Source organism: Bacillus sp. FG16, assembly GCF_057809515.1.
This window is the reverse complement of the sequence record NZ_JBMDKC010000003.1, coordinates 64,737-78,073: the sequence shown is the minus strand read 5'-3', so window position 1 is coordinate 78,073 and position 13,337 is coordinate 64,737. Positions and strand designations below refer to the sequence as shown.

The 13,337-nt window shown below is 35.4% G+C and carries 14 protein-coding genes and 1 other annotated feature; of the genes, 11 read left to right on the top strand and 3 right to left on the bottom strand.

Annotated elements, in window-relative coordinates; all coding sequences use genetic code 11:
- Positions 1 to 106: 106 nt before the first annotated feature.
- Positions 107 to 844: a hypothetical protein gene (locus ACODS7_RS02365; RefSeq protein ID WP_488826305.1), complete on the bottom strand. Its 738-nt coding sequence runs from the start codon at positions 842 to 844 to the stop codon at positions 107 to 109.
- 109 nt (positions 845 to 953) lie between these two features.
- Between ACODS7_RS02365 and ACODS7_RS02360 the strand changes: the two genes are divergently transcribed.
- The 5 genes from ACODS7_RS02360 to ACODS7_RS02340 all read left to right on the top strand — a co-directional run bounded on the left by ACODS7_RS02360 (position 954) and on the right by ACODS7_RS02340 (position 5,157).
- Positions 954 to 1,601, top strand: coding sequence for an HD domain-containing protein (locus ACODS7_RS02360; RefSeq protein ID WP_016081823.1), 648 nt, complete (start codon positions 954 to 956; stop codon positions 1,599 to 1,601).
- Positions 1,598 to 3,493 carry an ABC-F family ATP-binding cassette domain-containing protein gene (locus ACODS7_RS02355; protein ID WP_016081822.1) on the top strand — a complete coding sequence of 632 codons (1,896 nt, stop codon included), beginning with the start codon at positions 1,598 to 1,600 and terminating at the stop codon, positions 3,491 to 3,493. The genes ACODS7_RS02360 and ACODS7_RS02355 overlap by 4 nt, the downstream gene beginning before the upstream one ends.
- A 75-nt stretch (positions 3,494 to 3,568) precedes the next feature.
- Positions 3,569 to 4,300: a Bax inhibitor-1/YccA family protein gene (locus ACODS7_RS02350; RefSeq protein ID WP_001260655.1), complete on the top strand. Its 732-nt coding sequence runs from the start codon at positions 3,569 to 3,571 to the stop codon at positions 4,298 to 4,300.
- Between the two features lie 105 nt (positions 4,301 to 4,405).
- Positions 4,406 to 4,660 carry a DUF4318 domain-containing protein gene (locus tag ACODS7_RS02345; protein ID WP_097960459.1) on the top strand — a complete coding sequence of 85 codons (255 nt, stop codon included), beginning with the start codon at positions 4,406 to 4,408 and terminating at the stop codon, positions 4,658 to 4,660.
- Positions 4,661 to 4,821: 161 nt separating this feature from the next.
- Complete coding sequence (locus ACODS7_RS02340; RefSeq protein WP_000982013.1) at positions 4,822 to 5,157, top strand: single-stranded DNA-binding protein; 336 nt, start codon at positions 4,822 to 4,824, stop codon at positions 5,155 to 5,157.
- Positions 5,158 to 5,207: 50 nt separating this feature from the next.
- Here the strand turns inward: ACODS7_RS02340 and ACODS7_RS02335 are convergent, their stop codons facing one another.
- Positions 5,208 to 5,798 (bottom strand): TetR/AcrR family transcriptional regulator, encoded by a 591-nt coding sequence (locus ACODS7_RS02335; protein ID WP_088114872.1) that lies wholly within the window; start codon positions 5,796 to 5,798, stop codon positions 5,208 to 5,210.
- A 122-nt stretch (positions 5,799 to 5,920) separates the two neighbouring features.
- A complete protein-coding gene (locus ACODS7_RS02330; RefSeq protein WP_088114873.1) occupies positions 5,921 to 7,054 on the bottom strand; it encodes an FAD-dependent oxidoreductase in 1,134 nt (377 codons plus the stop codon).
- Between the two features lie 258 nt (positions 7,055 to 7,312).
- On the opposite strand from ACODS7_RS02330, the gene ACODS7_RS02325 reads away from it, so the two are divergent.
- From ACODS7_RS02325 to ACODS7_RS02300, 6 genes are all read left to right on the top strand, one after another.
- Positions 7,313 to 8,440 carry a conserved virulence factor C family protein gene (locus ACODS7_RS02325; RefSeq protein WP_016081817.1) on the top strand — a complete coding sequence of 376 codons (1,128 nt, stop codon included), beginning with the start codon at positions 7,313 to 7,315 and terminating at the stop codon, positions 8,438 to 8,440.
- Positions 8,441 to 8,443: 3 nt separating this feature from the next.
- Complete coding sequence (locus tag ACODS7_RS02320; protein WP_098629193.1) at positions 8,444 to 8,827, top strand: thiol-disulfide oxidoreductase DCC family protein; 384 nt, start codon at positions 8,444 to 8,446, stop codon at positions 8,825 to 8,827.
- A gap of 83 nt (positions 8,828 to 8,910) precedes the next feature.
- Positions 8,911 to 9,345, top strand: coding sequence for a BrxA/BrxB family bacilliredoxin (locus ACODS7_RS02315; RefSeq protein ID WP_000063706.1), 435 nt, complete (start codon positions 8,911 to 8,913; stop codon positions 9,343 to 9,345).
- A 50-nt stretch (positions 9,346 to 9,395) separates the two neighbouring features.
- Positions 9,396 to 10,172 (top strand): class I SAM-dependent methyltransferase, encoded by a 777-nt coding sequence (locus ACODS7_RS02310; protein WP_098629192.1) that lies wholly within the window; start codon positions 9,396 to 9,398, stop codon positions 10,170 to 10,172.
- Between the two features lie 40 nt (positions 10,173 to 10,212).
- Positions 10,213 to 10,426, top strand: a binding site (T-box leader).
- A 44-nt stretch (positions 10,427 to 10,470) separates the two neighbouring features.
- Positions 10,471 to 12,159 (top strand): arginine--tRNA ligase, encoded by a 1,689-nt coding sequence (argS, locus tag ACODS7_RS02305; protein ID WP_243168126.1) that lies wholly within the window; start codon positions 10,471 to 10,473, stop codon positions 12,157 to 12,159.
- Positions 12,160 to 12,334: 175 nt separating this feature from the next.
- The gene (locus ACODS7_RS02300) at positions 12,335 to 13,213 is read left to right on the top strand and encodes a class I SAM-dependent methyltransferase (protein ID WP_048564447.1); all 879 of its coding nucleotides are present in this window, start codon (positions 12,335 to 12,337) and stop codon (positions 13,211 to 13,213) included.
- Positions 13,214 to 13,337 lie beyond the last annotated feature (124 nt).

Genomic DNA, 13,337 nt, shown 5'->3' with positions numbered 1-13,337 from the left:
GTTAATTTTTCCTTAAATTTAGCGCGTGTTCTAGATACTTAAAAATGCCAAATCCTTTGTAATATAAGGGATTTGGCATTTTTGATGTTTTTAAAAATAAACATCCCTAAAACTGCTCATTCTTCTCCCAAGATTCTACGATATAATGAGCAATCGTCGGATTGAAGCCTTTACCAACTAAAAACATAATCGCAGCAACTTCTGTTAATGCGTGTTCGTGTGATGTATGTTTTGCTTCATTTAAACCGTAATCTACCCATGGTTTTACGAAATCTAGTACGGGTTTCTTGAAAGGTAAAAACTGTGTACCGACAACTTGTTGAATTTGTTGTTGTGTTGGTTCAGTAATTGGTCCAGGTGGTAAGATTTGTGGTTGTGTAATGTCTAATGTTGGTCCAGGCGGTAAAATTTGTGGCTGCGTTGGATCTATTGTTGGTGGTTTAGGTGGTGAGACACGTGCGTCGTAGTTTGGTTGATACATTTGTTGTTGGTATTGCGGTTGTTGTGGTCGAGTTGTGTATGGGTTTTGTGGTGCTGCATATGGATTTTGTTGATATGGTTGTTCTTGGTTTTGTGGTGCTGCATATGGATTTTGCTGATATGGTTGTTCTTGGTTTTGTGGTACCGCATATGGATTTTGAGGATATTCATAATTTGGACGTGTTTCATATGGATTTTGTGGAAATTCAGTTTCTTGATTTTGCGTTGTTGCATATGGGTTTTCGTCATATTGTTGTTCTTGCTGTTGTAACTCTTGTTCTTCGTATTGTTCTGTGTATCTTTGTTCTTGTTGTTGAGGGTAAAATGGTTGCCTTGGATAAGGCGGTTGATTATTATAGAACATATTTATTCCTCCTTCATGAAGATGCTTACCACTCAGTGTATGGGCGGACAAGAAAATATGTGATGAAAAAATGCGGGCGTGTTACAATAAGTAACTGGGTGAAGATAAAATGACAAAACAAGAAAAGATTCAAAAAACAATTACTTTTGTAAAACATATTTTAGAAAAAGATGCGAGTGGGCATGATTGGTATCATATTGAACGTGTACATAAACTGGCGATTTCTTTATCCGAGCAAGAAGGTGGAAATCGTTTTATAATTGAAATGGCAGCATTACTTCACGATGTGGCAGATGAGAAGTTAAATGAAAGTGAAGAAGAAGGAATGAAAAAAGTTTCTGATTGGTTAGAAGAGTTACATGTGGAAGAAAAGGAAAGTAAACATGTTCTTCATATCATCGCCAATATGTCTTATAAAGGTGGTCATGGCGGTAAAGTGGATTCACTTGAAGGGAAGCTTGTTCAAGATGCGGATCGCTTAGACGCCCTTGGAGCAATTGGAATAGCTCGCACATTTGCGTATGGTGGAGCGAAAGGGAGATTAATGTATGATCCAACTATTCCTCCGCGTGAAGTGATGACGAAAGATGAATATAGAAAAAATAACGATCCATCTTTAAATCATTTTTATGAAAAACTTTTGAAATTAAAAGATTTAATGAATACGAATGCAGCAAAACAAGAGGCTGAAATTCGTCATCGTTATATGGAACAGTTTATTGAACAATTTATGAAAGAGTGGAATGCACAAATATGAAAATGTTAACTGTGGAGAACTTATCAAAATCATATGGAGAAAAGCCGTTATTTAATGGATTATCATGTAGTATTACAGAAGGACAACGTGTTGGAATTATCGGTGTAAACGGAACGGGTAAATCGACATTATTAAAAATAATTGCAGGATTAGAAACCCCTGATACAGGTGATATGACGCATTCACGTGGGTATACAATTAGTTATTTATCACAGCAACCAGAGTTTGATGAAAAACTAACAGTATTAGAGCAAGTGTTCCATGGTGATACACCTTTAATTCGTCTTCTTCGTGATTATGAAAAAGCACTATTACATATCGAAAAAGATCCAAGTAATGAAAAAGTACAGGAACAATTATTTGCAGTGCAGCAACGTATGGATGCAATGAGTGCGTGGGAAGCAAATGCAAGTGCGAAATCTCTTTTAACGAAATTAGGAATTACAGATTTCACTGCAATTGTTGGGAATTTATCTGGTGGACAGAAAAAACGTATCGCAATGGCACAATGTTTTATTGAAACACCTGATTTATTAATTTTAGACGAGCCTACGAACCATCTTGACCATGAGACAGTTGAATGGTTAGAAGAATATTTAGCAAGATATACAGGTGCGGTATTACTTGTAACCCATGATCGTTATTTCTTAGATCGTGTGACGAACCGTATTTTTGAATTAGATAATGGTAAACTATATAGCTACGAAGGAAACTATAGTACATTTTTAGAAGCGAAAGCACTTCGTGAAGAACAAGAATTGGCACAAGAATCGAAACGCCAAAATTTATATCGTCGTGAACTTGCTTGGATTCGTCGTGGTGCAAAAGCCCGTTCTACGAAACAAAAGGCGCGTATTCAGCGTTTTGATGAGCTAAAGGAACAAGAAGGACCAGCTGCAAAACAGTCAGTTGATATTGCACTAAGTGGAAGCCGTCTAGGAAAGAAAGTACTTGAGTTAAAAGATGTAACGAAAAAATTTGGCGATAAGACGGTATTACATAATTTTAATCATATTGTGAAACCGGGTGATCGTATTGGAATTATTGGAGCGAATGGAAGCGGGAAATCTTCCCTATTGAATATGCTTGCAGGTAAGTTATCTCCTGATAGTGGTGAAGTTGAAGTAGGACAAACTGTAAAAGTTGCTTATTATACGCAAGAAAATGAAGAGATGAATTTAAATCAGCGTATGATTGAATACATTAAAGAGATTGCAGAAGTTATTCATACAACAGATGGAAAAGTAATTGGTGCATCTCAAATGTTAGAACGTTTCTTATTCCCGACTCATTCACATGGTACACCGCTTGGTAAACTATCTGGTGGTGAAAGAAGACGTTTATATTTATTACGTATTTTAATGGGAGAACCAAACGTACTTTTACTTGATGAACCTACGAATGATCTAGATACACAAACATTAACAGTACTAGAAGATTATTTAGAAGATTTCCCAGGTGTCGTTTTAACTGTATCGCATGACCGTTACTTCTTAGATAAAGTAGTAGATGAACTGTTCATCTTTACTGGCGGAGGCGAAGTGCGTGAGTTCCTAGGTAGTTATACAGATTATTTAGAAATGGAAAAAACGAGAGAACTTATGGAGAAAGCGGAAGTTCAAAAAGAGAAAAAAGTAGTAGAAGAAGCTCCAAAACAACAACGTAAACGTAAACTTTCATACAATGAGCAGCGTGAATGGGAAACGATTGAAGATACAATTGCCGAACTTGAAGAAAAAATTGAGTCAATTGGAGAAGAACTTGCGAAAGTTGGATCTGACTTCACAAAGGCACAAGAATTATCTGAAGCACAGCAGAAAACAGAAGAAGAGCTAGAAAAAAAGATGGAAAGATGGAGTGAACTATCAGACATCGTTGAAGGATTAAAATAAAAACAAGCTGCATATATTGAAAAGTAAAGAGAAAAACTTTACACTATTGGTAGAACCTATTTTAGGAGGGAAAAAATGAGAACATCTAATCCAATGTTGAAAAAAGAGGCATTCCGTAAAGAGGGAGCAAGCGCTTCTGCGATGACGATTGGCGGAACAGTAGGCAAAACGTTCATTATGCTTATCTTGCTACTTGCAACGTCTGTCTATTCATACATACAGATGATGCAGGGGACGATGAAGATGCCAGTATTAATTGGTGCTTTAATCGTTGCGGCAATCATCGCATTTGCGTCTATGTTCTTCCCGCGTATTTCACCTTTTGGTGCACCAATCTATGCGGCGGTAGAAGGGGTTGTGTTAGGAAGTATTTCAGCAGTTTATACAATGAAATTTGGCGATTCTATCGTTTTAAATGCTGTATTACTAACAATCTCAATTCTATTTGCAATGTTAGTGTTATATGCAACACGCGTAGTAAAAGTAACGGATAAATTCCGTACAGGCGTTATGGCAGCAACACTCGGAATTATGGTTATGTATTTAGTCGTATTCCTACTAAATATGTTTGGTGTAACTGTTCCATACATTCACCAAGGTGGTACAATCGGTATTATTATTAGTGCAGTTGTTATTGTAGTTGCTGCATTAAACTTATTACTAGATTTCGATTTAATCGAAAATGGTGTACGTAGTCAAGCTCCGAAATATATGGAGTGGTACACTGCAATGGGACTAATGCTTACATTAGTTTGGTTATACTTAGAAATTCTTCGTTTCGTTTCTTACTTTACGAAAAATGACTAATAAAAAAAACCTGCATGAAAAATGCAGGTTTTTTTTATTTTCAAAGATATATTGAACGTATGGTATAATATGGATGTTATCAACTTGAATTGAAGGAGATGGAATATGATGAAAGAGAAGAAGGAGATTATGAAAAAACTATTTTCTAAAAGTTTTTTCATAGAACTAGATGAAGCTTTAACGTATCCATCATCTGAAGTTATTACTTCAGCGATTGAAGGATATGCAACTGAATGCAATGAAAGACTAAAATTTGAGAGTAAAGTTAAACCGATTACTTTTTACTTAGAAAATGTAATGTACCGTGCTGAAATAAAGATGGCTCGCGGAGGATATTACATATCTTGTACTGAAGTGTAATAAATTTTGAAACCATACATGTTTGAACTATGTATGGTTTCTTTTTTTGTTTTGTAAGGTCTAAAATAATACTTTTTACTTACGGATATATCATTTTGTGCTTTTTACTATTCAAATACTTCTCCTTACAATGAAGAAAAATATGTGAGGTGGTATAACTTATGATGAATCGAGTTGTATTAATCGGTAGATTGACAAAGGAGCCAGAATTATACTACACAAAACAAGGCGTTGCTTATGCAAGAATATGTATTGCGGTGAATAGAGGATTTCGAAATAGTTTAGGTGAACAACAAGTCGATTTTATTAATTGTGTCGTTTGGCGAAAATCGGCTGAGAATGTAACTGAATATTGTAAGAAGGGATCACTTGTTGGGATTACAGGGCGTATTCAGACGAGTAATTACGATGATGAACAAGGCAAGAGAATATATAGAACTGAAGTTGTGATTGAGAGTATTACCTTTTTGGAGAGAAGGCGGGAGGGGGCATCATGATAAGAAGTAAAGAGTATCAAAAATAATAGAGGGGGGTTAATAGCCCTCTATTATTTTTGAGTGATACCTCCCCAAACAACATCCAACTGTTGATAGAGTATATTTTTCGCATTTGTTTCATTAGCATGTAATAGGGAATGGGACATTAGTGTATAAAAATAAGTACTCATAATAGTAGAAGTGATAATATTTACATCCCATTGACTGTTTAATATTCCTGCCTCTTTCGCTTCTGTAATAATTGAAGACAAACCTTCTTGTAGCTGTTGTATACTTTTTAATTCATTTTCTACTAAGGAGTTTGACTTTATAATCTCAAAGACTGCATGCTTCATTAAATCACCATGTCCAGTAAATCGATCCAGTAAATCTCCTAAAACAAGTTTGATTCTTTCTTTAGGATGTTCCATACTTTTATACGTTTTTAAACTTTCATTCCATAGGTCAATTTGAGAATCACCTAAAAATAATAATATGTTTTCTTTTTTCGGAAAGTAGTTGAAGAAAGTTCCTTTTGCAATCCCGCATGCAGTAGTAATATCTTGAACCGTAACGTTTTCATACCCACGTTCTTGGAAGAGCTGTACTGCTTTTAGGAATATAAGTTCTTTTAACTCTTTTTTTCTCGTTTCTCTAAGCATATAATCTACTCCTAACACAAACAATTATATCTGTTTAATAGATAATCTCAAATGAAATCTTACTTCATGATTAAGTTTAATGTAATTGAAAGAAGGGTAGAGAATGCTGTTTCTCATTTTTGTTATAAATGAAAGTTGTATAGTTCATGTGCTTGCCTTTCAGAAATCCATTTCGGAATACGTTTCATTACTTCGTTTCTAACTATAGTTAAAGGTGTACTTTCTATTTGTGCTATTTTTCCAACTTTCCATGCAGTATTTGAGATTTTCTCAATTCTATCTCGTCTTTTTTGTTCGTATTCTATAAATGCTTGACGATAATGAGCATTATTTTTGATACATTCAGCAAGAATAATCGCATCTTCAATTGCCTGACAAGCTCCTTGACCTAAATTAGGAGTAAGTGCATGGGCTGCATCCCCAATAAATACGATACGTTTGTCAAAAAACTGTTTCATTGGAGTGATGTCTATAATATCACGATGAATCATATCAATGTCCGATGCGTTCTTTAAAATAGATGGAATTGGATTATGGTAAGTTTTGAAATGATTATATAAATCTCCTGTTGTGTAAGTTTTGTATTTTGGATCTCTAGCTTTAGCGTTTATGAGCGCATACCAGTATACTTCGTTGTTGGGAAGAGGAACGATACCAAATCTACCGTTTGTTCCCCAAGTTTCAATAAAATCGTTTGTTAAAGAAAGATTATTAGTAGGAGTTACACCGCGCCAACACGTATATCCTGCATAACGGTAATTATCGCTTTGTGTTACTTGTTTTCGAACGACAGAATGAATACCATCAGCAGCAATGAGTATATTGCCAAATGCTTCACTACCATCTTGAAATAATATTTTTAAGGCGTTTTTTTCATTCTGTTCTATTTTTACGCATTCTTTTCCCCATTCGACAGTATCTTCTTTTAGTTCAGAAAGTAGTAATTGATGTAAATCTTTTCTATGAATGGAGTACATTTTTGGATAACATGCTGGAATGGTCAATTGATTAAAAATAGTTCCTTTTTCGGATACAAGGTTAAATCCGTCACTTTCGTTTCCAATTTTTTTAATTCTCTCAGAAATTCCGTATGGTTCAAGTGCTTGCATCGCATTTGGGGCAATGATAATACCTGCACCAGCAACAGTAGGCTCAGTATTTTTGTCATATACTTTTACATCTAATCCTATTTTTTGTAAGGAAATTGCTGTGCAAAGTCCAGCAATACCGCCACCAATAATTATGACATTATTCATTTGATATCCCTCCGTCTTAGAGTGACTTTGCTCACAAAATGACCATAGTCATTTTGTGAGTTAAGGTTAATCCCTTTTTCTGGTATTGTCAATTAGACTTTTAACTTTAGTTTTGGAACGATTAGGTGAAAATAGAATGAATGAAACTTCTAAGAAATGTAGAAAAGGAATTAGCAAAATTAAGCATCCGAGTAGGAGTATAGAGTGATAACATGTTACAATACAGCTAAGAACAAGCAATAAAGGAGAGTTTTTTACGTGAAGATTAAAGCAATTGAACCGACGCCAAGTCCAAATACAATGAAAGTCATTTTGAATGAAGTATTACCATCAGGAGCGCGTAATAATTATACAAATGAAAATAAAGAACAAGCACCAATGCAAGTGCAAGAAATTTTGAAAATTGAAGGTATTAAAGGTGTGTATCATGTAGCTGACTTTTTAGCAGTCGAGCGAAATGCAAAGTATGACTGGAAAGTTTTATTACAACAAGTTCGTGCTGTTTTCGGCGAAGAAGTAGTGGAAGAAAGTGAAGAACAACAACTGTCTCATTTTGGAGAAGTGAAAGTGTTTATTCAAATGTTCTTTACTATTCCGATGCAAGTGAAGCTAACAGATGGAATGACGGAAGAACGTGTTGGTTTACCAGATCGTTTTAAAGAATCAATTATGAAAGTACAGATGTCTGCACCAAACGTTGTAAAAGAGCGTAAATGGATAGAACAAAGTACACGTTACGGTAATTTTGAAGAAATCGGGAAAGAAGTGGTAGAAGAGATTGTTGCTGCTTATTCAGAAGAACGTGTAAATGAAACGGTTAAAGAATTATTAAATCAAGCAGGTGCTGTTGAAGTAACGGTTCAAAAGCGTGAACCATATAAAGTAACAGAAGAGATGATGAAAGATGCTGACTGGAAAAAACGTTTTGCTGCATTAGAACAAATGGATCCTACTGAAGAAGATATTCCAGTGTTGAAGATGGCGTTAGATGATGAAAAAGTTTCGATCCGCCGTTTAGCAACAGCGTATTTAGGTATGGTAAAAGGTGATGGAGTATTGCCATTATTATATAAAGCGTTATTAGATCGTTCAGTAAGTGTTCGCCGTACAGCAGGCGATTGCTTATCAGACGTAGGTGATCCAGCAGCGATGTTCGTTATGATTAAATCTCTGAAAGATTCAAGTAAATTAGTACGCTGGCGTGCAGCGATGTTCTTATTTGAGCTTGGAGATGAAAGTGCGATTCCAGCATTAAAAGCAGCGCAAGATGATCCAGAGTTTGAAGTAGCGATGCAAGCGCGTCTAGCATTAGAGCGTATTGAAGGTGGAGAAGAAGCGAAAGGTTCTGTATGGAAACAAATGACGGAGTCTCGTAAAGGGGAATAATGTATGATTGTTTTCTATGATAGTTGGTGTCCGATGTGTACGACGGTTGCAGAACGTACGAAAAAATTAGATAAAAAAGGTAAGATGAAATTTGTTTCATTTCGAGATGAAGATGTAGTTGAGAAGTATGAGATTTCTCAAGAACTACAAAGTAACATGGAACAAAGACTGTATATTTTTAAAAATAATAAGTGGTATGACGGCATTCAGAGCATAGATGTACTAGCAAAGGCCGTTCCATCTTATTGGTTTGCCGTTCCTTTTATAAAGCTATCTATCGTACTTGGTTTTGGGAGTAAAGTATACGATTATATTGCTAACAATAGAAAACTTGTTCCAGTGGGACATTGCCGCGGTGGGGTTTGTGAAATCCCTACAAAAAAATGAAATCATCGTTATCTTTCTTTTGCACCTATTAATAGAGCGTGATATGATGAATTTGGAATGAAAGTTGAAGGAGAGATTACAAGATGTCAAATGCTTATGAAGAATACATGCGCCAAATGGTAATCCCAATGCGCCAAGAGTTAGTGCGTTCTGGGTTTGAAGAGTTAACTACAGAAGAAGCTGTAACAGAATTTATGGAAAATACATCAGGTACAACTTTAGTAGTTGTAAACTCTGTTTGTGGTTGTGCAGCTGGTTTAGCACGTCCATCAGCAGGTCAAGCGGTTGTTCGTGCTGAAAAACAACCTGATCATCTTGTAACTGTATTTGCAGGTCAAGATAAAGATGCTACTGCAAAAATGCGTGAATACTTCGGAGAAATTCCTCCATCTTCACCATCTATGGCATTATTAAAAGGAAAAGAAGTTGTTCACTTCATTCACCGTCATGAAATTGAAGGTGCAACTATGGACGAAATTATTACGAACTTAGAGCAAGCTTTCGAAAAGAATTGCTAAAAGAAGGGGGAGAGTAAATCTCCCTCTTTTCTTTATATAGAGGTGAAAGAATGATAGTAACAACAGCAGGAAGAACAAATAAAGAAATGACAGCATATGCAAAAAGGGTAGCGGAAGAATTAAATCGTTCTTTCATTTCACGTAATGATATACCAGTGCATAAATTACATGAGCAGTATGAACAAGATGTACTTGTCGTAGGAAAGAACCGATTAGCTATTTATCCGAAAGGTACGGAAGAATCATTTTTCTTTCATCCGAACTCAGCGATGTTTCGTGTAAAAAGGTTAATGCGTGGAGAGCACGATCCGTTTGTACAAGCTGCTAAATTAGAGAGCGGAATGACAGTGTTAGATTGTACGCTCGGCATGGCATCAGATAGTATTGTAGCTAGTTATGTTGTTGGTGAAAGTGGAACAGTAACAGGACTTGAAGGCAACGAATATATGGCTTATATCATGAGGAATGGTTTGAAAACATGGTCTTCATCCGTTTCTGAAATTGATGAGGCAATGCAACGAATTAATGTAAAGCAAACGGAGCATTTTTCATTTTTAGCGCAATGTAAAGACAATAGTTACGATGTCGTTTACCTTGATCCGATGTTTGAAGAAACTGTCATAGAATCTGACGGAATTAAAGGGTTAAAACATTTCGCTTTGTATCATGATATTACTGACGAAACAATTGCGGAGGCGAAGCGAGTGGCGAGAAAGCGTGTCGTATTAAAAGATCATTTCCGTAGTTCTAGATTTGAAAAACACAATTTTCACGTATACAAAAGAAAAAGTGCTAAGTTTCACTTTGGTGTAATTGGCCCTTGCTAATTGTTTGAAAAGATGTATAATAAGCAATAATTAATTAAATATACTGTCTGTGATGAAGAGAGTAATCTTTTTTAGAAGGAAAGCGAGCTAGGGATGGTGTGAGCCTAGTACGGAAGAAAAGATGAAGCGCACTTCGGAGATGCTTCTTGAACGAATAGTAGAGAAAGCCGAGGCCCCCTGTCCTCGTTATAAACGGGAAAGTGGTTCGTAACGAACAACAAGGGTGGTACCACGGGTTCAAACTCGTCTCTTTTTTAGAGACGAGTTTTTTGTGTTTAAAAAATAAGGAGGTTGTAGTATGGAATATAAAACACAGTTTGCGAAAAGTTTATCGAATATTTTTGTAAATGAATTAACGCAAAATCAAATTTTAGATTTAATCGAAACACCGAAACAAGATGAATTTGGAGATGCAGCGTTCCCATGTTTTTCATTAGCGAAGCAATATAAAAAAGCACCAGCTATTATCGCAAAGGAAGTGGCGGAGAAGTTAAATGATCCGTTCTTTACAAAAGTAGAAGCCGTTGGTCCTTATGTAAATGTATTTTATAATCGTGAAACTGTAAGTGATGAAGTATTAAAGAAAATTTTAGCTGAGAAAGAAGAGTACGGTCAAAATCACTTTGGATGTGAAAAAACAGTAGTTATCGATTATTCTTCTCCTAATATCGCGAAACCTTTTTCAATGGGGCATTTACGTTCTACAATGATTGGAAATTCACTGAGACATATCGCTGAAAAATGTGGCTATGAAGTTGTAGGAATTAATTATATAGGGGATTGGGGAACACAGTTTGGAAAGTTAATTACGGCTTATAAAAAATGGGGAAATGAAGCAGTGGTGAAAGAGGATCCAATACGTGAGCTATTTAAGTTATATGTTCAGTTTCATGTAGAAGTAAAAGAGAATGATGAATTAGAAGAAGAAGGACGTGCTTGGTTTAAGAAATTAGAAGAAGGTGATGAAGAAGCGGTAGAGCTTTGGAATTGGTTCCGTCATGAGTCCCTTAAAGAATTTTCTCGTATTTATGAACTTCTCGGTGTGGAATTTACTAATTTTCAAGGCGAAGCTTTCTATAATGATAAAATGGAAGACTTTATTGGGATTTTAGAAGAGCACGACTTACTGGAAGAATCAGAAGGCGCATTAGTCGTTAATTTAGAAGAAGAAGGTATGCCGCCATGCTTAATTAGAAAGTCAGATGGTGCGACGATTTATGCAACGCGTGACTTAACGGCTGCTTTATATCGTCAAAACACTTATGGATTTGATAAAGCGCTATATGTTGTTGGCCCAGAACAAAGCTTACATTTCAATCAATTTTTCACTGTATTAAAAAAACTTGGCTACACTTGGGTTGATGGTATGGAACACGTACCGTTTGGCTTCATATTAAAAGACGGTAAGAAAATGTCGACACGTAAAGGAAGAGTTATTTTACTTGAAGAAGTACTTGAGGAAGCAATCGAACTTGCAAAACAAAATATTGAAGAGAAAAATCCAAACTTAAAACAAAAAGAAGTAGTAGCAAAGCAAGTCGGTGTAGGGGCAGTTATTTTCCACGATTTAAAAAATGAGCGTATGCACAATATTGAATTCTCATTAGAAAACATGCTGAAATTTGAAGGAGAAACAGGCCCGTACGTACAGTACACACATGCACGTGCTTGCTCTATTTTAAGAAAAGAAAGTGTAGAATTTGAAACATGTACGTTTGCTTTAAAAGACGACCATAGCTGGAGTGTCGTAAAATTACTAAACAAATTCCCACAAGTAATTGAAGCAGCTTTCAATAAAAATGAGCCATCGATTATTTCGAAATATGTATTAGATGTAGCACAATCGTTCAATAAATATTACGGTAATGTTCGTATATTAGAAGAGAACGGAGAGAAAGACAGTAGACTGGCATTAGTGTATGCTGTGACAGTTGTATTAAAAGAAGGATTACGTCTACTTGGGGTGGATGCTCCTGAGGAGATGTAAAACAAATAGGTATACGTATCGTAGTAGATATGTATGCCTATTTATTTTCATAGAAAATGTGAAAGTAGAAGTTTTATTTTATTAAATCTAAACTTTTATAGAGTTGTTTCAGGTGTAGGAATGTCCGTATTAAATGGAGAATTGTAATGTCATATATAAAAAGGAGGCGTTGAACTTGGAAACGTACGATTGGAACAGTAAACTAACGTATTTAAAAAACACAAGAGATTTATATTACAACGACGATTATGTCCGCTTTTTAGTAAATATGGTTTGGAAGATTACTAAGCCCGTACATATTGTTGATTACGGTTGTGGGTATGGTTATTTAGGCTTATTATTAATGCCTTTACTTCCAGAAGGATCAAAGTATACAGGCATTGATAGTGGAGAAACATTATTAGCTGAAGCGAGAGAGTTGTTTCGTTTACTTCCGTACGAGTCAGAATTTCTGGAGGGAGATGCTATAGAAATTGAATTGAACGATACATACGATATAGCAATTTGTCATGCCTTCTTATTACATATGAGTTCACCAAAAACGATGCTACAAAAAATGATTCATTCAGTTAAAAGTGGCGGGAAAATAATCTGTTTTGAACCACATTGGATATCAAATATGTCTTCATACACGTTGGATGGAGAGAACCAATCGGAAATTATCCAGCTAGGCATTTTGCAGAATTTATTTGAAAGTGACACGCAGAGGAGTGGAAAAGATGGAAATATTGGTATGAAAATACCGATGTATTTAAGTGAATTAGGTGTGAAAAATATTGAGTGTAGAGTAAGTGATAAAGTGAACTTTTTAGATTCTAATATGCACCATAATGATAAACAAAGTTTGTATCATTCATTAAAAGAAGAGGGGATTGCAGGGAATCCAGGTGATAAGCAGCAATTTATAGAACGTTTAATAGACAGAGGATTAACATATGATAATGCGCTAACTCAATATGAAGCTGAACTACGATTTTATAAAATATTTCATGTGCATTCTTCTTTAGTGTATGCTCCGAATATGAAAATTACATTTGGTGATATAGTATGTTAAAAGATATGATATATAAGAATTGACGTTTAATGTCGATAAGTCGATATTCGACATATAATCGCCGATATATTTGAATTATCGCCAATATAATTTTATGTACTGATTTCAGCTTCTACAAGATAAA